The 21,838-nt window shown below is 64.0% G+C and carries 22 protein-coding genes; 14 read left to right on the top strand and 8 right to left on the bottom strand.

The window, feature by feature from the left end:
• Positions 1–38: 38 nt before the first annotated feature.
• The 5 genes from NO877_RS04065 (at position 39) to NO877_RS04045 (ending at position 5,222) form a co-directional block, all read left to right on the top strand.
• Positions 39–875 carry an MBL fold metallo-hydrolase gene (locus NO877_RS04065; RefSeq protein ID WP_256395029.1) on the top strand — a complete coding sequence of 279 codons (837 nt, stop codon included), beginning with the start codon at positions 39–41 and terminating at the stop codon, positions 873–875.
• Positions 876–1,127: 252 nt separating this feature from the next.
• On the top strand, positions 1,128–1,337 hold the full coding sequence (locus tag NO877_RS04060; protein ID WP_256395028.1) for a hypothetical protein: 210 nt from the start codon (positions 1,128–1,130) through the stop codon (positions 1,335–1,337).
• A 137-nt stretch (positions 1,338–1,474) separates the two neighbouring features.
• Positions 1,475–3,667 (top strand): alanine-zipper protein, encoded by a 2,193-nt coding sequence (locus tag NO877_RS04055; protein ID WP_256395027.1) that lies wholly within the window; start codon positions 1,475–1,477, stop codon positions 3,665–3,667.
• 141 nt (positions 3,668–3,808) lie between these two features.
• Positions 3,809–4,705 (top strand): phosphoribosyltransferase HisG-related protein, encoded by an 897-nt coding sequence (locus NO877_RS04050; RefSeq protein ID WP_256395026.1) that lies wholly within the window; start codon positions 3,809–3,811, stop codon positions 4,703–4,705.
• A gap of 67 nt (positions 4,706–4,772) precedes the next feature.
• Complete coding sequence (locus NO877_RS04045) at positions 4,773–5,222, top strand: DUF5789 family protein (RefSeq protein WP_256395025.1); 450 nt, start codon at positions 4,773–4,775, stop codon at positions 5,220–5,222.
• 7 nt (positions 5,223–5,229) lie between these two features.
• Here NO877_RS04045 and NO877_RS04040 read toward each other — a convergent pair whose 3' ends face one another.
• Positions 5,230–6,039: a DUF429 domain-containing protein gene (locus NO877_RS04040; protein WP_256395024.1), complete on the bottom strand. Its 810-nt coding sequence runs from the start codon at positions 6,037–6,039 to the stop codon at positions 5,230–5,232.
• A gap of 107 nt (positions 6,040–6,146) precedes the next feature.
• On the opposite strand from NO877_RS04040, the gene NO877_RS04035 reads away from it, so the two are divergent.
• The 7 genes from NO877_RS04035 (at position 6,147) to NO877_RS04005 (ending at position 12,645) form a co-directional block, all read left to right on the top strand.
• Positions 6,147–6,758 (top strand): VOC family protein, encoded by a 612-nt coding sequence (locus NO877_RS04035; RefSeq protein WP_256395023.1) that lies wholly within the window; start codon positions 6,147–6,149, stop codon positions 6,756–6,758.
• Positions 6,759–7,349 (top strand): flavin reductase family protein, encoded by a 591-nt coding sequence (locus NO877_RS04030; protein WP_256395022.1) that lies wholly within the window; start codon positions 6,759–6,761, stop codon positions 7,347–7,349.
• Positions 7,350–7,448: 99 nt separating this feature from the next.
• Positions 7,449–8,414, top strand: a complete 966-nt coding sequence (locus NO877_RS04025) for an ABC transporter ATP-binding protein (protein WP_256395021.1) — start codon at positions 7,449–7,451, stop codon at positions 8,412–8,414.
• Entirely contained in the window at positions 8,411–10,375 is a 1,965-nt protein-coding gene (locus NO877_RS04020) for a PrsW family intramembrane metalloprotease (RefSeq protein ID WP_256395020.1), read from the top strand. The genes NO877_RS04025 and NO877_RS04020 overlap by 4 nt, the downstream gene beginning before the upstream one ends.
• Complete coding sequence (locus tag NO877_RS04015; protein ID WP_256395019.1) at positions 10,368–11,456, top strand: ABC transporter permease subunit; 1,089 nt, start codon at positions 10,368–10,370, stop codon at positions 11,454–11,456. The genes NO877_RS04020 and NO877_RS04015 overlap by 8 nt, the downstream gene beginning before the upstream one ends.
• A 140-nt stretch (positions 11,457–11,596) precedes the next feature.
• Positions 11,597–12,112 carry an Lrp/AsnC family transcriptional regulator gene (locus NO877_RS04010; RefSeq protein ID WP_256395018.1) on the top strand — a complete coding sequence of 172 codons (516 nt, stop codon included), beginning with the start codon at positions 11,597–11,599 and terminating at the stop codon, positions 12,110–12,112.
• Positions 12,113–12,288: 176 nt separating this feature from the next.
• On the top strand, positions 12,289–12,645 hold the full coding sequence (locus tag NO877_RS04005; RefSeq protein WP_256395017.1) for a DUF7344 domain-containing protein: 357 nt from the start codon (positions 12,289–12,291) through the stop codon (positions 12,643–12,645).
• 125 nt (positions 12,646–12,770) lie between these two features.
• Here NO877_RS04005 and NO877_RS04000 read toward each other — a convergent pair whose 3' ends face one another.
• From NO877_RS04000 to NO877_RS03985, 4 genes are all read right to left on the bottom strand, one after another.
• Positions 12,771–13,016, bottom strand: a complete 246-nt coding sequence (locus tag NO877_RS04000) for a YhbY family RNA-binding protein (RefSeq protein ID WP_256395016.1) — start codon at positions 13,014–13,016, stop codon at positions 12,771–12,773.
• Between the two features lie 68 nt (positions 13,017–13,084).
• The gene (locus NO877_RS03995) at positions 13,085–14,647 is read right to left on the bottom strand and encodes a hypothetical protein (protein WP_256395015.1); all 1,563 of its coding nucleotides are present in this window, start codon (positions 14,645–14,647) and stop codon (positions 13,085–13,087) included.
• 57 nt (positions 14,648–14,704) lie between these two features.
• Positions 14,705–14,914, bottom strand: coding sequence for a DUF8119 family protein (locus NO877_RS03990; RefSeq protein WP_256395014.1), 210 nt, complete (start codon positions 14,912–14,914; stop codon positions 14,705–14,707).
• Between the two features lie 81 nt (positions 14,915–14,995).
• Complete coding sequence (locus tag NO877_RS03985; protein WP_256395013.1) at positions 14,996–15,481, bottom strand: hypothetical protein; 486 nt, start codon at positions 15,479–15,481, stop codon at positions 14,996–14,998.
• Positions 15,482–15,660: 179 nt separating this feature from the next.
• On the opposite strand from NO877_RS03985, the gene NO877_RS03980 reads away from it, so the two are divergent.
• Both NO877_RS03980 and NO877_RS03975 read left to right on the top strand, forming a co-directional pair.
• Positions 15,661–16,782 carry a pyridoxal phosphate-dependent aminotransferase gene (locus tag NO877_RS03980; RefSeq protein ID WP_256395012.1) on the top strand — a complete coding sequence of 374 codons (1,122 nt, stop codon included), beginning with the start codon at positions 15,661–15,663 and terminating at the stop codon, positions 16,780–16,782.
• 90 nt (positions 16,783–16,872) lie between these two features.
• Positions 16,873–17,793 (top strand): YncE family protein, encoded by a 921-nt coding sequence (locus tag NO877_RS03975; RefSeq protein WP_256395011.1) that lies wholly within the window; start codon positions 16,873–16,875, stop codon positions 17,791–17,793.
• A gap of 18 nt (positions 17,794–17,811) precedes the next feature.
• Here NO877_RS03975 and ppc read toward each other — a convergent pair whose 3' ends face one another.
• From ppc to NO877_RS03960, 3 genes are all read right to left on the bottom strand, one after another.
• Complete coding sequence (ppc, locus tag NO877_RS03970) at positions 17,812–20,505, bottom strand: phosphoenolpyruvate carboxylase (protein WP_256395010.1); 2,694 nt, start codon at positions 20,503–20,505, stop codon at positions 17,812–17,814.
• 248 nt (positions 20,506–20,753) lie between these two features.
• Complete coding sequence (locus NO877_RS03965; protein WP_256395009.1) at positions 20,754–21,323, bottom strand: DUF7110 family protein; 570 nt, start codon at positions 21,321–21,323, stop codon at positions 20,754–20,756.
• 145 nt (positions 21,324–21,468) lie between these two features.
• Positions 21,469–21,810 (bottom strand): glutaredoxin family protein, encoded by a 342-nt coding sequence (locus NO877_RS03960; protein ID WP_256395008.1) that lies wholly within the window; start codon positions 21,808–21,810, stop codon positions 21,469–21,471.
• Positions 21,811–21,838 lie beyond the last annotated feature (28 nt).

Here is a 21,838-nt window from a genome sequence, read left to right as displayed (position 1 = left end):
CAACAACGCTTACCACGAATCGGTCCGCATCTTTGGCCATGACAGTAAGCGACTGGGGCGACTGGCTCCCGAAGGCCGTCGAGGAGGCCGACCCCGAAACCGTCTCGATCTGGTATCTGGGCTGTAACGGGTTCGTGATCAAAGGTAGCGAGGGGACGACACTCTGGATCGACCCCTACGTCGGTCTCGGTGATCCGCCGCGGACGATCCGCATGGTTCCGGTGCCGTTCGATCCCGAAGACGTAACCGAGGAGGCCGTCGACGCCGTCCTCGCGACCCACGAACACACCGACCACACCCACGGCCCGAGTCAGGGACCGCTGCTCGAACGCGGAGCGGACTTTTATGCGCCCGACGACAGCCTCGCGGTCGCTTTCGACGACGAGGAATGGCTGGATACATACGACGTGAACGAGTCCCAGTTCAACGAGGTCACCGAGGGCGATCAGCTGACAATCGGCGAGTTCACGATTGACGTCGTGGAAACCGAGGATTCGGACTCGACACACCCGGTCGGCTACATGATCCAACACGAGTCGGGGACGGTCTTCCACGCTGGCGACAGCAAGCCGTCGAGCAACTTCACTGATCTCGGCGAGAGCTACGACATCGATCTCGGCATCCTCGCCTTCGGCGCGATCGGCAACATCCCCGACAAAGAGACCCGCGAGCCGGTCCGGACGAAGTGGTACGCCACCGAAAACGAGACGGTCAAATCCGCCTCGGACCTGCAGCTCGACCGCCTGCTGCCGTCCCACTGGGATATGTGGAAGGGGATGACCGCCGATCCGACTGCGCTCCATCACCACGCGCAGTCCTACGAGTACCCACAGCGACTCGAAATCGCCGAGATCGGCGACCGCGTCGACCTGTAGCCTCGGCTCAGGACTGCGCCATCGGTCGACCAACCGGCGGTAGACCACAAATAAACCACAGTTTTTGGTCACACTAATGCGGATTATTTAAACGAATAATTTATTATATCTACTCTAGAGAAACAGTTTGTAACGAGAGGTTGGATCAAGAAAACGAACGGTCGTTTTAAGGGTCGAGATGGCTAATAGCGCACTGTAGATCAGTGCGTACCGTCGCATAGCCACTCAATGGCACTGTAGAGCGATTTAACCATGACAACAGACTACCAATTCCCTACGTGGTTTTGGGACCCGGAGACGACAGATGAAGACCGGCACATCTGGATGACACAGGACCGCTGTCGACGCCAAGCGATGCGGCAGGATACGCCGTGGGCGCGGGCGGTCCGCAAGCAGATCAAGCGCGAAACACGCCGCCAGGAGGCCCGGTCGGGGACCGTCGACGTCACGGATTACTGCTGAGTCGGCGGTCCGAGGCTCTTTTTTTGTCCATCGACACCGTAGCGACAGCACTCACTCCTGTCAGTCGACGAGCGGTTGGCTATCAAACACGAAAACCAGCCCGTACATTTTAAGACGCTGGTGTGAAACACCCTTTTATGAGCCAGGGGTCAGACAGTAACGAGCCTGTGACTGTTTCGAAAGACGGGATCACCGTCGAGAAAACGGTCACTGCCGAGGAGTTCCCCGTCCCAGCGGTCGTTTTTCTGCTTGCCTCGAACAAGTCAGAGCCAACCCACGTGCGGTTGACCGACCAGATTCCCGAGTCGTTCCCGATGGAGCGGGTGGGGTTCCACCCGGAGTTCGAGAGCGACCAGTGGACGGCGTACAAGGACCACCGTGTCGAGTTCGAGCGCGATCTCGATCCCGGCGAGGAGGTCAAAACCGTCTACGGGATTCGAACCGACGACACGGGCGACCTCTCGTCGTTCCTCATCGAGCCGACGCTCAAGGAGCTCTCGGCGAAAGAACAGGAGGAGGCCGCCGACATCGAGGGCGTGTTGGGCCCCGACAACAGCCAGCTCGTCCGAGACGTGCTGTCGGGGAACCGCAGCTCGCTGCCCGGCGTCGACGGCGAGGAGGCCCCACAGGACCCGCTCAGCGACGATGGGGGCGATCCACTCGCGGATGCGACCCCCGGCTCGGTTTCCGACGGTGAACTCGGTGACGTCGAAGCCGCCGACGAGGAACCGGCGGAGCCGACCGGCCTCGATGCAGCGGCCGACGACTCGGAGCCGTCTGCCGATCAGCAGCCCGACGAACCGATCGCGGAGGCCGAAACCGACGAACCGACGGTCGACGAGAGTGCCCCATTCGCTGATGACGACGATACCGCATCGGTCGACCAACCCGACGATACATCGGTCGATCAGGCCGGTGATACCCCAGCAGTCGGCGATTCCGGCGAGGCAGCCGACGAAGACGACGGCGACGTGAGCGCCAGCGAGAGCGCCCAGCCGATCGATGACGAATCGGCCGACGCAGACGCACTGGACGCGGACTCGACTGACGACGGAGTAGAGATCGATCCGGACGACAGCGAGTCGGCGACCGTCGACGACGCGGACCCGGATACCGACAGCGACCCCACAGCCATCGACACGGATGACAGCGAGCCACAAGCCGACACGGAACGCGACGATTCACACGTGACAGCCGACCCTCAAGCCGTCGACGACGACCTCCAGCCAGCCATCACAGCAACCCCCGCGGTCGACGGCGAGGCCGACGACTCCTCGTCGGTCGTCGCCGTCCAGGGCGGCATCGCCGCCGTGCTCGCGGCGGAGCTCAGAAATGACAACGTCTCCGAGGAGGACCGCGCCCTGCTCGAAAAGGAACTCGGCTCGGGCGTCCCCCGGAGCGTCGATGTCCGACTCAATCGCGTCCAGTCGCAGGTCGAAGACCTCGCGGCCTACACCGACGCCCTCGAGGAGTTCATCAACGAAAACGGGACGGCGACCGAGATCTTCGGCGACCTCCGGTCGGACGTCGAGGAGCTCTCGAAGGAGATCGACGAGATCTCGGTCAAACTCGACTCGGCGGGCTCCGAGCGGGCCGATCTCAGTGCGGACCTGACGAGCCTGCGGACCGGCGTCAACAGCGTCGAACGCGAGGTCGAGGCGCTCGACGACCGCGTCGAAGGAGCCGAAGAGTCGGTCGACGACCTCGGCGAGCGCGTCGAGGGGGCCGAAGCCACTGCCGACGCGGCCGAAACGCAGGTCGACAAACTCGACACCTCGGTCTCCAAACTCTCCCGGGACGTCGAGAGCGCGACCGACACCGCCGAGAGCGCCGCCGCCGACGCCGAGGGCGCGGTCGAGACCGCCGCAATCGCCGAGTCGGCTGCCGAAGAGGCGACCGACGCGGTCGAGGATCTCGATACGGATCTCGACCACGCCTTCGATGAGATCGGCGAGATCGGCGAGACGGTCGACGCGCTGGACGACGACCTCTCGGAGCTCGACGGGGATCTCGGCGAGGTGAACGAGGAGCTGGTCGATATCAACGACGACCTCGACAGCCTCGACGATACCATCCGGTCGAGCAAGCGGCGGCTGCAGTCCGATATCAGTGATCTGCGGGACGATCTCAACGCGCTCGACGATCTCGACTCGAAAGCCGACGCCGGGGAGGTCGCATCGGTCCGCGACCGGGTCGACGAACTGGAGGCCGAGATCGACGCCCTCGAACAGTTCCGCAACCAGCTCTCCAGTGCCTTCGGCGGCGTTGGTGGCGGGGCTGGCGGCAACGGCGGGGGTGGCGACGGTGCTGACGGCAACGTCGACAACTGATCGGCGGCAACCGACGACAGCAGCAACCGAACGGTAGCGGCAACCGAACGGTAGCGGCAACCGAACGGCTGTGGATGGCAGTGACTGACGCACGGCGGGCGAAGCGGAATCTGTTTAGGAGCCGGTTCCGACACTCCGACAATGAGCCGAACGGTTCCGGTGGCGGTTCCCAGAAAGGGTCGACCGCTCGAAGCGGTGTTCGAACGACTCGCCTCCGTTGCGGATTGTGAGGCGCTCGCCGACTCGGTGAGTTCGACGCTTCGCTACGAGAAAGCGATCACCAAAGGCACCACCGACCCGGACCATGGCCCCTACGAACGGCTCGCTGACTACAGCGATCCCACTGATCCGTTTGCTCCCGAGTACACCCTCCTGCGGGACAGCCGCGACGGGTTCCCCCGGCGTGTCGTCTTCGACAGCGCGACCGTCGACCTCGGCGACACCAAGCTCCAGCTCATCGGCCGCGAGGAGCCGTTTCGGGCGTTGCGGACCCACGAGTTCGCCCTCGGTTTCGACAGCGCCGATCTGGTGCTCGAAGAGGTCGTCGAACTCCAAGCAGCAGGGCTGGGATCGCTGGCCGAGATCAACCGCCGGATCAACCCGAAAGACACCGACGTTCGGGTCGTCACCGGGCTCGGTGATACGGTCTACCATACGCTGATGGCGACCCCGGAGCTCCTCAACGGCGAGGACCTCGACCGCTCGTTCGTCGACGCCCACGAGGGGCCGCTCTGTATCTCGCCGCGGTATGAACGGCTCGTCGAGGCCGTCCTCGGCACCGACACCATCGAGGGCGTCGAGTTCGTCTATCCCGACGAAGAACGTGAGGAGGAGGCCGCGATCGCCGACAGCGGCCTCGGCGTCTATCTCACGATGACCGGCTCGACGGCCCGCGACTACGGCCTCGTCCTCGGCGAGCACCTCTTCCCCAGCGAGACCGTGCTGATGGAAAACGCCTCGGAGGGCGATGCGACCGTCGACGAGATAAAAACCCTGCTGGGCGAGGCTGTCGAAGAGACCGAACTCAGCGTGGCGTAAGCTGCTGGTGGGTATCCCACGCTTCCTGGACACTACGCTTTTTCGACGCGCTACCGACCCCTCGACCATGCCCGACGAGAGTGACGACACCATCGTTGCGGACGAGACCGTCACCGACGCGGCCAGAGACCGTCAGTCCGAGCGCGCCGACCACGTAACTGAGATGATCGGCGACGAGGCGGCGGGACTGCTGGAGGACCGCACCTATCCGACGACCAGCGAGGAGCTGGCCGACGAGTACGCCATCGAGGCGATCGACCTACCGAATGAGACCGAATCCCTCGGCAGCGTCTTCGACCGGCTCCCCGACGAGGAGTACGCCAGCGCGGCAGAGGCCCAGCAGGCCGCCGCCCGAGCGGTCGCCGACGGCCCCGCGGTCACCGACACCGAACGGACGGCCGATCTCTACGAGGACGAGTCGACGCGCCGCGAACCCGACGACGCCGAGGCCGACGACTCGCCGCAGATGGAACCCACCTTCGAGGAAGACGAACTGGACGACGAGAGCGACTTTTAAATACCGATTAGCGCTCGGCGAGGTCAATATATTGGGTCCATGCCGGGTCGATATCGGGGGCGACGATCCGCATCGGTAGCTCCTGGTCGTCGACCGGCGGCGCGGCGGGCACCGACGCCAGCGGCTGTTGACCGGCCACACACAACACCAACGCGTCGACGATGTCGTCGCGGGCGACCTGATTGAAGCGGTATTCCTCACACGCGTCTTTATAAATCGGCTCCCAGTCGTCGCTCCACTCGCCCAGGACACCGAACCGAGCGGCGCGACCGATCGCGCCCGATTTCGGGTGTGCGATCGGATACCCCCGATTCAACCGTGCGAAACAGAGCTCGGGGTGGCTCTCGTAGACATCGGCTCCTGGAGGTGCGTCACGCAGAGACCGATCTATCGCGGCGATCTTCTCGGTGATGTTCCAGGCCTGCTGTGAGATCCCGGCGTCGAGCTGCTCGCGTTGCAGTCGGTTCGCCCGCTCGTAGCTGGCGGCCTCGCCCGCCTGCTGGCGGTATTCGACGACCGCTCGACAAGGGGCCGGAAACACCGACGACCCGCGTGCACCGAGCCACTGCCGGGCGAGCCGGTCGCAGGCTCTCGATCCGGTGGATTCGAGCCCGATCGGAATGTCGACCAACAGCCGGTCGGCATCGCTGTGAGCAGCAAACAGATCGCGGACCGTTTTATAAAGGCCGTGCTGGAGGCCGTCACCGGCGATCCACACCGCAAACCAGCCGCCAGCACAGCCGTCGACGCCGACGACGCGGCCGGTCGGCTCGGCAGTCAGCCGTGAGTCGTCAGCCAGCCGTGGGTGGTCAGTCATCGCGCTCGCTCCAGGAGCCGTCCGCAATCGAAGCCAGTAGCATCGGTGTTACGTGGTTACAGTGAAGTCCGCGAACTGATATATCGGTTCGGACCCGATATGGGACAATGAGCGATGAGATCCCCGTCACGGCCGACCGGCCCGACAGTGCGATCAGCGTGACCGGCACCGACCACATTTCGATCATCGGCAGCAACGAGGAAGATACAGTCGACTTCTACCGCGATATCCTCGGGATGCCGCTGGTGTTGCGCCAGCCGAACCTCGACGACCCCTCGATGACGCACCTGTTTTTCGACACCGGCGACGGTCGGATGGTGACGTTCTTCGTCTCCGACCAGCCGTCGAACCGCGGCGGCCAACGGCCCGGTATTGGAGCCGTCCACCACCTCGCCTTCTCGGTCGACCCCGAGCGGTTCGAGGAGACCAAAGCCGCCCTCGACGAGGAGGGAATCGGCTACAACGAGTTCGATCGCGGCGCGTTTCACTCGCTGTATACCACCGACCACAACGGCCTCGTCATCGAGTTGGCCACTGACAAGTACGACATCCCCGACGATCGCCGCGGCGAGGCACTGGCGACCGCCCAGCGGATTCGAGTCGCGGCGGGGGCCGCCTACGTCGAGGACGACCACCTTGCGGCGGCCCTCGACGAACTCGGGATCGAGAGCGAGCCGGTCGACCTCGACGAAGCCGACTCCGGCGTCGGTGGGGTTTAAATGCCGAGCCGCGACAGCCCGCCGGATGCGTTCGGCTCCGCGTATCGGCTGCTGTCTACGGCGGTCACCCCGCGGCCGATCGGCTGGATCAGCAGCCGGAGCAAGGCGGGCGTCGACAACCTCGCGCCGTACAGCTTTTTTAATGTCGTCGCGATCGATCCGCCGGTGGTCATGTTCGCGCCGGTCGGCAGCAGCGAGTTGAAGGATACACCCCGGAACGTCCATGAGACCGAGGAGTTCGTCGTCAACGTCGTGACGGGCGACCTTGTCGACCGAATGAACGCCACGAGCGCGACGCTCGAACCCGGTGAAAGCGAGTTCGACCACGTCGGCATCGAACGCGCGGCGTCGGTCGCTGTCGATCCACCACGCGTTGCGGCCGCGAAAGCCGCCTTCGAGTGCGAACGCTACGACTGGATCGAGGTCGGCGGCAGCGTCCTGATCCTCGGCGAGGTCGTCCACGCCCACGTCGACGAGGACGTACTGACCGATGGAAAGATCGACATCGAGAACATCGATACGGTAGGTCGGCTGTCGGGGAGTCAGTACGCCTCGACCGCAGAACGGTTCAGCATCGACCGCCCATCCTGACTACTATTTAAGTAGTCGCTGCCTAACTGGCGGCTGTCTGGCTATCACCTGCTGTATTTTCGGCCGTGCGTTTTTGTACTCACAGGCGACAGGTCCGGTATGATACGGGTCTCGGGTTTGCGGAAGACGTACGGTGATTTTGCGGCCGTCGTCGACAGCTCCTTCGAGGTCGAAACCGGTGAGATCTTCGGCGTCGTCGGGCCGAACGGGGCCGGAAAGACCACGACGCTGAAGATGCTCGCCGGGCTGATCGAGCCGACCGCAGGCAGCGCCGAAGTCGCGGGGTTCGACGCCCAGAACGCCGAAATGCGCCACCGGCTCGGCTTCCTGCCCGAGGAGTCGCCCTTATATCAGGATATGACGCCCACCTCCTATCTCACCTTCTTCGCTGATCTCTACGACGTGCCGCGGTCGGTTGCGAACGAGCGGATCGCCGAGACGCTCGACCGGCTCGATCTGGAGTACCGCGACCGCCGCATCGGCGATATGTCGAAAGGGATGAAACGCAAGGTGGCTATCGCCCGCTCGCTGATCAACGATCCTGACGTCCTCATATACGACGAGCCCGCCAGCGGGCTCGACCCCCTGACGACGAACTCCGTCCTGGAGTTCACTCGCGAACTTCGGGACGACGACAAAACGGTGATCTTCAGCGCCCACAACCTCTACCACGTCGAATCGGTCTGCGACCGGATCATCATCATGAACGAGGGCCGGATCATCGCCCGCGGGACCGTCGAAGCGATCCGCGAGGAGTACGGCGAGACGACCTACCACGTCTTTAGCGACATCGACCTGCCCGAAACCGACCCCACGAGCGACGGCCGACACCGGGCGGTCGTCGACTCGATGGATGCAGTCGAGGGGCTCCAGGACGCCGCGGCAGCCGCCGGTGGGAGTGTAGTCGACATCCGGACCCACGAGCCGAGCCTCGAAGAGTTGTTCCTGGATCTCACGGGCCGACAGATGGCCGGGCCGCGAACCGCTGCGGCGACCGCACCGGCCGGTGGTCGGGATGCCGACACGGCGGCCGACACCGCGGTCGAGCCGGAGGAGCCACGGTGAGCTTCAGGAGTCGCCTCCGCCACATCTGGCGGATCGCCCGCTGGGAAGTGAGTCTCGGCTCGACGAGTCTCGACCGCCGGACGCTGCTGGCCGGGGTGGCGCTGCTGCTGGTGGCCGGTGGGATCGTGGGCGCGGGACTGGCCCTCGGCGTCGAGGGCCTCTCGCCGACTCAGGACATCTACCGCGTCGGCATCGACGACGACAGCCCCTACTACGACGTGGTTGCGGACGACGCGGCGCTCTCCCCACGGGAGCCCGACCGCGAGAAACTCGAAACCGGCGAGTTGGACCTGCTCGTCGCTCCGGCGGGCAACAGCGGAACGGTGTCGCTCACGCTCGACGGCAACGACGGTGAGGGGGTAGTCGAGGCTGGCAGGCTCGGCCAGTCGACGGTCTCTGTTGCCCACGCACCGACCGAAAAGGGGACGGCGGCACTGACCACGTTCCGGGCGGCCGTCCAGGGCTACAACGACCGGCTGATGGCGCTCGAACCGAACGAGACCGCCGCCTACCCGGTCTCGGTCCGACTTCAGTACCGGCCACAGTCCTCGCCCACGGGAACCCGTGGCGGCAACAGTAGCGACACCGACGCCGGGAGGGATGACGACACTGAGACCGAGAGTGGTGACGGCGCAAACGACGATGAGAACGGTGGATCGAACGAGGGGAGCGACGGCGACCAGTCGACCGATGACGGCACGAGCGACGAGTCGACTGACGATGCGAATCTCGATGTGGACGACGAGCGGGACGACCCCGATGTCGACGACGAGGGCGGTTCGTTCCTCGATGGGCTGCTCAGCGGCGGGAACTCGCAGGGATCGCCCGCCGAGATCAGTCCACCCTTCCCGTTCAGTTCGCTCGTGTTGGCGTTCGTCTTCCTCGTGCCGATGAACTTCATCATCCAGGCCTACGGCGGGACGATCCTCAACGAGCGGATCAACCGCCGGGGTGAGCTGCTGTTGGTCGCACCGATCCGGCGGCTCGACATCGTCGCGGGCAAAACCCTCCCCTATCTGCTTGCCGCGGTTGTCGCCATCACGGGGATCAGCCTCGGCGTCGGCGGCGGGCTGCTGTCGGTGGCGGCCGTGCTCCCAATTGCGCTGGCGTTCCTCGCATCGACGTTCGTCGGCGCGATGTTCGCCCGCTCGTTCAAGGAACTCACGTTCGTCACCGTCACCGTCTCGGTGTTCCTGACGACTTACGTGTTCGTCCCGGCGATCTTTACAAATGTGACGCCGATCGCGCTCATCTCACCGCTGACACTCGTCGTGATGGAGCTCCAGGGCGAGGCGGTCGGCCTCGGCGGCTACGTCTTTGCGACCGCGCCCTTCTTCCTCGGCTCGGCGATCCTCTTCCTGCTCGGGGTTGGGGTTTACCGCGAGGAGGATATGTTCACCCAGAAGGCGGTGCCGCTGAAGTTCCTGGATGCGATCGACGCGCGGCTCCGCGGCCCGAAATCGGTCGCTATCGCCTCGGCGCTGACGATCCCGTTCGTCTTCATCGGCGAACTGCTGGCGATCGCCGCGCTGTACGTCCTGCCGATCGAGATCACCGTCCCGCTGATCTTGGTCGTCATCGCGGCCATCGAGGAGGTCGCCAAGAGCATCCACATCTATGCGGGTATCGAGAGCGACCGGTTCGACCGATCGATCAAGACCGCGCTGCTGTTGGGCGGCCTCTCGGGGCTCGGTTTCTTCGTCGGCGAGAAGTTCACCGCCATCGCCCAGATCGTCGGCCTCCCCGAACTCGTGTTGGGACAGGCGACGCTGACCCCCGCGGGGGTGACACCGGCGACGACGCTGGCGTTGTTCCTCGGGCCGCTCGTGTTGCACACGGTGACGGCGGCGGTCTCCGCGCTGGGTGCCCGGAAGGAGTTCCGGTGGTATCTGGTGGCGATGCTGGCGGCGACGCTGGTGCACGCCGCCTACAATTTCGCGGTGGTGAGTGCCTATGTCTGAGCAGAGTGCCGTCGAACGGCTCCGGGCCCGGCTCCGAAGCCAGCGGCTCACGATCGCCAAACGAGAACTCCAGGTGTTGAGCCGCGAGAAGACGATCGTCCTCGCGTTGGTGATCCAGCTGTTCGTCGCGGGCTTTTCGGGCTTCCTCGTCGTCGGGCTGGTGTCGCTCTACGATCCCGGCAGCGTCGAGGGGTACGGCATCGAGGCTGCGGTGACCGGCGAGGCCTCCGACGAGATGCTGGCGGCGATGGCCGACAGCGACACGCTCAGCGGCACCGAGTACAACTCCACGGCAGCGGCGTTCGTGGCCTTCGACGAGGGGCGCACACAGGCGGTGTTCGATACGTCGAGACGCGACGGGACGATCGAAGTGATACTGACCGCACCGGAGGGATCGATCGAGACGACACTGGTGGTTGCCGAGAGCCAGGAGGTACTGCGGGCGCTCGAACGCCAACAGCGAACCGAGCGCGCGGCCTCCCTGGAGGTCGTCCCGCTGGATCTCCCGCCGGACCGCGGCGGCAACCCCTACTTCGACTTCACCTACACCGTCTTGCTGCCGCTGTTGGTGTTCCTGCCGGTGTTCATCAGCGGCTCGATCGCCGTCGACTCCATCACGGAGGAAGTCGACCGCGGCACCCTCGAACTGCTGCGCGTGGCCCCGGTCTCGTTGACCCAGATCGTCGACGGCAAAGCCCTCGCCATGATCGCTCTCGCCCCGCTACAGGCGATGACGTGGCTGGCGTTGCTCTCGTTGAACGGCGTGGGGATTGCGAACGGCGCGTGGCTCTTCGCGCTGGCGACCGCCGCCTCGGTGGTCGTGGTCGCCGTTGCGGTCGGCATCTCGCTGGTCGCCGCGGATCGGCGGTCGGCCCAACTGCTGTTTTCGGTCGGGGTGCTGCTGCTGTTTGCGGCGGCCTCGTTCCTTCCCGGCAGCCCTGCGAACACCGCCGCGTTGCTGGCGATCGATAGTGCGACCCGATCGACGTACGCGGCAGTTGTAGGCTATCTGGTGGTGGCCGCGGCCGCGGCTGGCGTGGCTCGATGGCTGGCGGGACGGGTTGACCCCAACGAACTGTAAACGGCTACTGGTGAGATGTTTTAAAAGACGCTCGGGCGGTTGAGTTGGTGAATTTGCTCGTCAGTAGGTCAGTACAGAGGGGGGGACACACGACCGGTCTGGGCACATAACTCAAATAATTCGGCAGCGAATCGGTCGTCATGAACGGTGAGCCGCTCGACAATCTCGACCGCCGCATTCTGCACCTGTTGCAGATAGACGCCCGCGGAGCCTCCGATACGAACATCGCGGATGAAACGGATGTCACTGGCACGACCATCCACAATCGAATCCAGCAACTGGAGGAGAAGGGCATCATCACCGGCTACAATCCGGAACTCAACTACGAGCAGGCGGGGTATCCGATGCAGGTGTTGTTCATCTGCTCGACGGCCCTCTCCCGCCGGTCGGAGATGGCCGAGAAGGCCCTCGAAGTGCGGGGTGTCGTCAACGTTCGGGAGATGTTGTCCGGCGAGGAAAACCTCCACGTCGAGGTCGTCGCCGAGTCGACCTCCGAGATCGAGGAAAGCACCGACCAGCTAGACGACCTCGGCCTGCGAATCGTAAGCAGCAACATCCTGGCAGAAGAACACATCCAGCCGTGGAATCACTTCCACCAGGAGTTCGCCGACGAGGACGCCAACGCGCCCGAGGAAATCGGGTCGAACAAAGAGTAGCCGCCCGCCGAACTGACGGTATCAGTTGGAATTCTGCACTCCCGCCCGCGCTTTCGTAGTCCACTCACTCCGTCTCCTTGGAGAACTCAAGCAAACACCCGGTTTTGCTCGTTTTATCAAATAGTCAGAATTATCATCAAAAAGATGTTAAGTCAGTTCGGCCCGGACGGAAGACAATGGCATCACAGACTAGGTCGGGATTGGACGAGACGTTCGATGTGTTGACACACCCTTACCGGCGGTACGTGTTGTACTATCTGCGGACGCAGGCCGAGGCAGTCGACATCACTACGCTCTCAGCAATGCTCGCTAACGAACTGGAGGGTCCGTCCGCGACGGCTGGGGAGAAGACGCCCAAAGATATCGAGATCGCCCTCCATCACATCCATCTCCCGAAACTCGCCGACGTTGGCCTCATCACGTTCGCTCACGACGAGCGAGCGATCGAACTCGACGAAATAACTGGGCACAGCCAGTTCATCGACCAAGCCGCGCGCGTCGATGGCTATGCACCGCCCGCCGCGGGCGATTGAAAACCGCGCCTCGACCACGTCGTCGCTGATGATAAAGGAAAGCAAACAGCTGAACTGACGGCGATCGACTCCTACTCCATCGGTTCGATCTCGGCTGGCGTGGGGGTTCTGTTGGCCGGTGGCCGTTATGTAAGGACGGCCGTGTTGCCTCGCGTCTCGACCAGATCAGCGTCGACTTTCTCAGCCAGTTCTTCGGCCAACTCCTCGGTGTCGTCCGTGCCGCGGGCCGCCCGCAGGAACTTGACTTTGACCAGTTTGCGGTCCTTGAGTTGGCCGCGAAGCTCCTCGGTCACCGCGTCGATCCCGCTTTTGCCGACCCAGACGGTCACGTCGAGGTCGTGGGCCTCCTTCCGGAGTTCGTGATCTACCATACCGTCCAAAACGGGGCGGTCCGTTTCAACCTTTATATAATCCAGTGGAAACGCCGCCGAATGGCAGATCAGTAGACGGCGAGTCGCCAGAGCCACTGGCCGAGCGACGGTGGACCCAGTTCGTGAGGGCGTTGGACGTCGTAGCCCACCTCGAACTCGTGGTCGTTGTACCGATCCACCGCATACGCATCACCGTCCTGTTCGATCGTGGCGTTCAGTCGGTTCTCGACGGAGACGAGCGTCCGGCTCTCCCGGTCGACGACCGCACGGACCCGCGATTCGCTGACGTTACTCGCCTCCTCCGGACGGTACCCAATGCCGAATTCGGCGACGTCGACCGGATCTCGGAGTTCGAGGACGAGCCGACTTTCGGTCTCGGAGACGGTCTCCCAGCCGTCGACGGTCCTGTCGAGCGGCGTCAGGGTTCGGTTCCAGTCGTAATAGTCGCTGTATCGCAGATAGCTCGGCATCGCCCGGAGCGTCCGGTCGTCGGCGGTGGTCTCCGACCCCAGCGAGAACAGGCCCGCCGGCTCCATCCGTGACGGGTAGCCGGCTCCGGTGTCGGCGTAGATGTCGGGTCCGCTCGCTTTGCCTCGCGGTAACCCCCGATACTGTCGATCCGAACGGTCGTGTTGATACTCGAGAATGAACGGCGACGACTCGTCGGCGTTAATCGATACCCGATAGCGGTGGTCCGCCTGCTCGGTGTTGTCGACCGCGGTCGCGTAGGCCGCAGTCGGCTCGTCGCCGAGCGGCTCCGGCGACTGATCCAGCGGCCGGAGTTCGGCGAGGCGGACCGCACTCGCCCCAACCAGCAGGCTCGTGACGAGGAGTCCGACCACCACCAGCCGTCGCGCCGACACCGACGGGGTCGACCGGAGCAGCCGACCCGCCGGCTGGTCGGCCGTCCGGATCGAGTGAAACGCCGCGAGAAACGCGAAGCCGAACGCGAGCACGACGAACACGACGGTCCCGGCGACGACACCGAACTCCAGCAGCGAGCCGGTGCCGCGGGTGTAGGGGACCCCAACGAGGAGTCCGCCGATCACCGCCCCCAGAAGGACGAGGTGGACAGCCATCGCCGTGGCCGCGGCCCGCGGTCGGTGTATCGGCTCGACGAGGGCCGTTTTCATCGCCTCCTGGATCGGGACGCCCGTCGCGACCCGACTGATTCCGCCGGCGACGAGCGTCCAGAGCAGCACCGTGCCGACGGCGATTCCAAGCAGTGGTGTCGTAAACTGGACGAACACGCCGAGGTGGTCGCCCTCTCCGAAGAAATAGAGCGCCGCTCGAAGCGGGGTGTCGACCAGCAGAAAGAGGGCCGCTGCCCCGAAAACGGCCCCAGAGTGTGCGACGACTGTCAGTCCGACCAACCGAGCGGCCAACTGCGTGTCGACGGGACGGTCGACGGTCTCGGTAGGGTCGCCGTCGACGTGTCGTCGGAGTTCGGGCGTGGCGGCGGTGTAGGCGAGCACACCGAAGACGGGCGGGAACAACACGCCGACAATCGGGACCGCAGCCATCCCGAGCCCGATTCGGACGATGATCTCGGCGAGCGCGCCCGCAGCCATAATCGCCAGCAATCGGGGACTCGAAAGCGTGACAGCTATCGCACGACGGAGCGTCGACATAGCCGAACAGTCTTATTCACAAACAATAGTGTGTTCGGTTGCTGTGGCCGGGCGGAGCTACTGCTCCGGCGGCGGGCTGACGTATTTGAAATAGCCGAACAGACCGACTGCGAGCACGAAATAGTAGATGGCCTGTGGCCACGATGCGGGCGCATAGGACCACGCCAGCGAGATTGTCAGGAAGATCAACCCCGACATGACGACGTCTTCGATGATGTTTGTCTCGTATTTCCGCATCCGATCGAGAACCGATTTCGGTCGACTCACTGACCCACCCCAGCGCCTCGACCGATCGGCCGTAGTTGGTGTCTCATTACCACACTGTTGTCCTGAACGATTTATAAAGGGCTAGTCACTCCCGACGACGGCTTCGATCTCCTCGTCGGTCGACTGCGGCTCGCCCCGGTAGAGGACGACCAACAGCCCCAACAGGAGCGTTTCGAGGATCTTCGAGGCGAGATCCAGCGGCGTCGCCAGCAGGTGTTCGACGACCAGGCTGACGGTCGACTGGTCGTGGGTGATCGGCGCGGGGGCCCACGGCCAAAAGAAGCCGCCGTGGCCCGAGTAGGCGTGCCAGACCACGTAGCCGACGAGATAGACGAGCATGAGGCCGATTCCGGCGAGATAGATCGGCTCCGGATCGCGGCCATCGAGGATCTGGGCGATCCCGAAGAGGATGGCGACGCCCGAAATGATAAACAGCGCCGGGCGGGGGTCGGGGACCATCCCTGCCTGAAACTGTGTGAAGAGCCGTGGAAACGCCCAGTAGAGGTGGATCGCAGCCACCGCAACCGCAAGCAAGCCCGCCGCATACCGGACTCCAGTCCGTGACATAAGCGCAGTAGGAAGTCGACGCTACTGAGCGTTACGAAGCCGGGTGGCCTCCAGGACACCAGGCGGTTCGACGAGCGAGCCATCAGTGACGCACGGCAAACGGTTCGACGGGCGAGCCGACAGTGGCTCGCCCATCGAATGTAACAAAAGCTATCGGGTCGGCCGAGAGCAGGTAGAGTATGACAGGGTTTTCCTCGCGCGTCGAGCGCATCTCGATCAGTGGCATCCGCGAAGTATTCGAGGCAGCCGGTGACGACGCGATCAATCTCGGGTTGGGCCAGCCGGACTTTCCGACCCCGGACCACGCCCGCCAGGCCGCCGTCGACGCCATCGAGTCGGGGGAGGCCGACGGCTACACCGGCAACAAGGGGATCGAACCACTCCGCGAAGCCATCGCCGCCAAACACGAACGCGATCAGGGCGTCGAGATCGACCCCGACGACGTGATCGCCACCTCCGGGGCCAGCGAGGCGCTCCACCTCGCCCTTGAGGCCCATGTCGACCCCGGCGAGGAAGTCATCATTCCCGATCCAGGATTCGTCTCCTACGACGCACTGACCAAACTCGCCGATGGCAAGCCAGTCCCAGTGGCGCTCCGGGATGATCTCACCCTCGATCCCGCGGCCGTCGAGGCGGCCATCACCGACGACACCGCGGCGTTTATTATCAACTCCCCGGCGAATCCGACCGGCGCGGTCGCCAGCAAGGCGGACATCCAGGAGTTCGCTCGCATCGCCGACGAACACGACGTGCTCTGTGTCTCCGATGAGGTCTACGAGTACACCGTCTTCGACGGCAGCCACCACTCGCCCATCGAGTACGCCGAGGGCGACAACGTGGTCGTCGTCAACTCCAGTTCGAAACTGTACTCGATGACGGGCTGGCGGCTGGGCTGGGTCACCGGCGCAAGCGAGCGCGTCGATCGAATGCTTCGGGTCCACCAGTACGTCCAGGCCTGTGCGAGTGCGCCCGCACAGTACGCCGCCGAGGCCGCCCTTACCGGCCCGCAGGGAATCGTCGCGGAGATGACCGATTCCTTCGAGCGGCGGCGGGACATCCTGCTTGACGGTCTGGCCGACCACGACATCGACTGTGCAACCCCCCGCGGGGCGTTTTATGCGATGCCCGAGGTGCCCGAGGGGTTCGTCGAGGAGTGTATCGACCGCGGGGTGGTCGTCGTCCCGGGCGACGCCTTCGGCGCGGGCGGCGAGGGGATGGCACGGATCTCGTATGCGACCGACGAGGCAACGCTGCGTGAGGCCATCGAGATCATGGGCGAGGCCGCCGCAGCGGTGCGCTAACACGACCCGAAGCGATTGGCCGACTGGCCGGAGAGTCGGCCAGTCGGGACGGTGCTAAGGGGTTTTGCCGTGCGGACCGCTGTTGTTGTCATGGATGATCGTCTGCTCGTGCTCAACCGGGACGACGACTGTGTCTCGGTCGTCGATCCCGAAACCGGCGAAACCATCGAGGAGATCGACACGGATTTCGATCCGGTAACGATCGAAACCTCGCCGGACGGGGGCAAAAGCTACGTGACCTGTGCGCAGGGCAACGCGCTGAACGTCATCGACAACGAAACCTTCTCTGTCACCGGCCGGATCGACCACGACCTGTTGGATCACCCCAGCGGACTCGCCGTCCGGACGCGCGCCAACGAGCTCTGGTTGGTTTCCCGGAACAACAGCCGGGTGTTCGTCTTCGATATCGAGAGCGACGCGGTCCTGGACGTGATCCCGACCCACCAGTCGCTGTCGAATACGCTGTCACTGAACGCCGACGAGTCGACTGCCTACGTCACCAACAGCAACGGCAACACCCTCACAGTCATCGACTGTGACCAGCGACGCATCGCCGTCGACGTCCCCGTCGGTGACGGTCCGGAGGGGGTCGCGGTCAACCCCGAGACCGACAACGTCTATGTGACGATTCAACACGAGAGCCGACTCACCGTCCATGACCCCAAACACCACGATGCTCTCTACGAGACGGAGTTGGGGAGCTCGCCGACCGGGATCGTGTTCGCACCCGACGGCTCCCTCGCATTGGTTCCGAACCGGCTGTCGAACGACGTCTCGGTCATCGAGACCCGCTTTCACCGCTGCGGCGAGGGGCGACCCTGGGAGGTCGAACGGATTCCGGTCGGCATCTGGCCCGGCGAAGTCGTTTTTAACAGCGACGGCTCGCTGGCCTACGTGACGAACAACAAAACCAACGACGTCTCGGTGATCGACACGGAAGCCCGCGAGGAAGTCGACCGGATCGACGTGCGAACCCGTCCCAACGGGATCACGTATCTCTCGCGGGACTGACCGACGCCGCGAGGGGCGTTATCCCGTATTCTTCATGCCTGCCGCGATGCCGTTGACCGTCAGCCGGAGGGTGCGCTCCTCGGCCTCGGTGAGGTGGGTCTGGCTCAGCAGGTGGGTCTGCAGCAGGTTCAATGGATCGACGTAGGGGTTTCGCCGCTCTAAGCTCTCGTCGAGCCAGTCGCGGCGCAGCAGATCATCGCGGCCGGTGATCTCGGCGGTGTAGTCGACGGCCTGTTCGTACTCGCCTTCGATCCGTGGTTGGAACTCCTCGCGGAGCTCGCTGTCGGCCAGCGAGGCGTACTCGTCGGCGATTTCGAGATCGGTTCGCGTCAGCGACAGCGCCGCGCGGTCGAAGGTGGTCCGGAAGAAGGCCCACTCGTTGTACATCTCCTGGAGCGTCTCCATCTCGCCGCCGTCTTCGAGGTAGGCCTCGACGCCGGAGGCAAGCGAGAACCAGCCGGGGAGGATACACCGCGACTGGGTCCACGAGAACACCCACGGGATCGCCCGGAGGTCCTCGACCGATCGTTCCTCGGATCGGGAGGCCGGACGGGAGCCGAGGTTCAGCTCCTCGATCACGGTGATCGGCGTCGCCTGCTCGAAGTAGGAGACGAAGCCGTCGGTCTCAAGCAGATCGCGGTAGGCCGACCGGGCCGCGGTCGCCATCGTGTCCATGGCGTCGGCCCACTCCTCGGGAACCTGTTCGACCGGCTCTTCAAGGGCGTTGTAGCGGGCCCGGATCTGCGCGTCGAGCATCTGTTCGAGGTTGCGCTCGGCGATCCGTTCGTTGCCGTACTTTTCGGCGATGGCCTCGCCCTGCTCGGTGAACTTGACCTGGCCGGTGACCGTCTCGTTCGGCAGGGCCAACAGCGCCTTGTTCATCGGGCCGCCGCCACGGGAGATCGAGCCACCGCGACCGTGGAACAGCCGCATCGTCACGTCGTAGTCGTTGGTGATCTCCGCGAGGCGTTTCTGGTTCTTGTAGAGGTCCCAGTTCGCGGCGAGGAAGCCGTTTTCCTTGTTGGAGTCGGAGTAGCCCAGCATGATCTCCTGGGTGTTGTCGCGGGCCTCCAGGACCTGTTTGTAGGCCTCGTTTTCGAACAGCGTCCCCATGATCCGGTCGGCGCCGTTGAGTGCCGACTCGGTCTCCAGGAGCGGCACCACATCGAGTCCGGCGTGATCGGGCAGCGAGACAGCGCCGACCTGGTCGGCGAGGAACAGGACTTCGAGAACGTGGCTCGGCTCCTCGGTCATCGAGATACAGTAGGTGTCGATCGCCTCGACGCCGAACTCCTCTTGCCAGTCGCCGAGGGCGGCGAACCGGGTGAGCACTTTCTCGGCGACCTCCGAGACGTCGCCGGGGTTCTCGGGATCGATGATCGGCTCGTCCTGGAGGATCGCGTCGGTCAACAGCTCGACGCGTGCGTCCTCGTCGAGCTCGCGGTAGTCGATGCCCTCCTCGGCGAGCGCCTCGTCGATGGCCTTCGTGTGCTGGATGCGGTGGTCACGCAGGTCGAGACTCGCCAGCGAGAAGCCGAACGTACTCACTTGCCGGAGCAGCGGTTCGACGAACGCTTCGGCGATGTCGCTGCCGCCGTAGGCCCGCAAGCTGGCGTCGATGGTCTCTAAGTCTTCGAGGAGCTGGTCGTCGTCCTCGTAGCCGCCGGGCCGAACGTCGCCGATACGGTTGAGTCGCTCCCGCATGAGGCGGAGTTTCTGACGGTACGGCTCGTCGGGGTAGCGTTCTTCGGCCTCCTCGGTGATCATCGGGAACTCGTCGAGGTCGGCCTCAAGCGAGGCCTGGAAGGCCCCGGTGGTCGGATACCGGTCGCCGTCCTGGCTCAGGACCGCCGAGAGGCGTTTGAGCTGCGTCCGGTAGCGTTCGAGGACGATCTCCCGCTGGCGTTCGAGGGTGTCCTGGGTGACGTCGACCGTCACGTAGGGGTTGCCGTCGCGGTCGCTGCCGGCCCACGAGCGGAACTCGAACAGTTTCGGCAGGTCGATGTCGGGGTACTCGTCGGTGACGATGTCCTCGAACTCCGAGTACACCTCGCCGGTGACATCGAACAGCGTGTTTTCGAGGTACCACTGGATGTTGCGGGCCTCGTCCTGCGGTTCGGGGGGTCGCTGTCTGACCTGACGGGTCTGCCAGAGGCTCGTCACCTCGGCGTCGATATCCCGCCAGACGCGCTCGGCCTCGCGGTCGGTCAGCGACTGGGCGTCGAGCGTTTCGAGGTGGTCGGCGATCGACCGGAGTTTGGCCTTGACGGTGCCCCGTCGAGCTTCGGTCGGGTGGGCCGTAAACGTTGGCTCGATAAGCACGTCGTTGAGCACCGACCGGACCGTCTCGGTGTCGGCTCCGGCCTCCGAGAGCTCCTGGATGGTCTCGTTGAGACTGTCGTCGAGGGTGCCCTCTTGGGAGCCTTGGCGCACGGCGCGGACGCGCTCGCGCTCTTCGGCGAGGTTGATCAGCTCGAAGTAGGTGGTAAAGGCCCGCGCGACGTCACCCTCCTCGCTGGGCGAGAGCTGTTCGAAGGTCTCCCGGAGCTCCTCCCGGGAGTCGATATCGCCCTCGCGGTAGGCGATTGCAGACTGTCGAAGTTCCTCGACGGTTTCGAACGATTCGGTCGATGTCTGTTCTTTGAGTACGTCCCCGAGCAACGCACCCAGTTCCCGGACGTCCTGGCGAACGCCCCGATTGTGTAATTTCATACCATATGGTAGCTGCACCCACTGGTAAAAGTCTCACCTTGTTCGGAGACGAGTCAATGATGATAAATAATAGGAAATGGGACACGGGTAGCGGCGTCCGCAGACGACCGGCGACCGGACGCGGAGCTACCAGGAGAAGGGGAATCGAAAGTCGAGAAACGGAGAGCGAACACGGCGGCTCAGCAGTCGGGATCGAGTACCGCAGCCGAAAGACTGCGAGTAACGACGGAGAAAAGGCCAGCCTGCGTTCAGTCCGAGATGAACTCGTTGTCCCGCCAGTCGACGCCGGATTTCCCGGAGTTGTTCTTCCGGGGGTTCTCGACGACCTCGACGGTCGCCGAGCGTTTTTCGCCCTCGACGATCCGCGTGGCTTCGAGATCACCGTCGTGTTCGGTGATCGCCGTCAGCGTCCCCTTCTCCGACAGGAGGGCGATCTCTTTGAGCACGAGAAACATCGGGTACTGGACAGCGGTGTTCTGGAGGACGGTCTCGCGGTCGCCCTTGAAGCAGGCGAACTCGACGAGTTCCGAGGGGATCTCCTCTTCCTCTTCGTCGCCCCAGCGCGGGCCACCGGCTCGCGGCGGCTCCTCCTCGTAGACCCGCGTCTCGCTGACGCTGGCTTTAAGCTGGGCGGTCGGCGTGTACTTGCTGAGGCTTTCGTCGGTCGCCTGCGCCTTGATGATCAGCGTGTTGTTGCGTCGAGTGATGTCGACGTCCGCGATCTCCTCGGGGAGATCGGGATTCTCGTCGAAATACGAGTGGACATCTTCGAGTGGCAGTTCAAGCGTCGAGTGGAGACGGAATACGCGACCTGTCATGATGGAATTGGATTCACGAGTAGTTCCCCGCGGCTGGGCCGATACCTACTGCTAGTAGGGGACGGTGATTATTTATATCTGGTGAGAATACTGTACTAGTTCCCGTACGAAAGACTCTCAAGAGACTGTGAGAATTCCGGCCGACTCAGGCCGACAGCTCAGCTTCGAGCTCGCCGCGTTCTTCGAGTTCTTCGAGAATGTCGCTGCCGCCGATGAACTCGCCGTCGACGAACGTCTGGGGGATCGTCTCCCAGCCGCTATGAGCTTCGAGTGCCTCGCGGAACTCGTCGAGCGCCGGGAGCACGTCGACGGTTTCGAACTCCTCTCTGTGGCTACCGATGAGTTCCAGGGCCTTCGCGGAGTAGCCACACTGCGGCATCAGCTGGTTGCCCTTCATAAAGAGGACGACGTCGTTCGATTCGATGGCCTCGTCGACCTGCTCGGCGACTTCCTCGGCATCGAGGTCGCTGTCGGGTTGAAATGACATACCGTTACTTGCACGGGGGCGGGGAAAT

Origin of the sequence: Halohasta litorea, assembly GCF_024494645.1 — an archaeon.
Taxonomy (GTDB): domain Archaea; phylum Halobacteriota; class Halobacteria; order Halobacteriales; family Haloferacaceae; genus Halohasta; species Halohasta litorea.
This window is presented reverse-complemented; position numbering and strand designations above follow the sequence as displayed.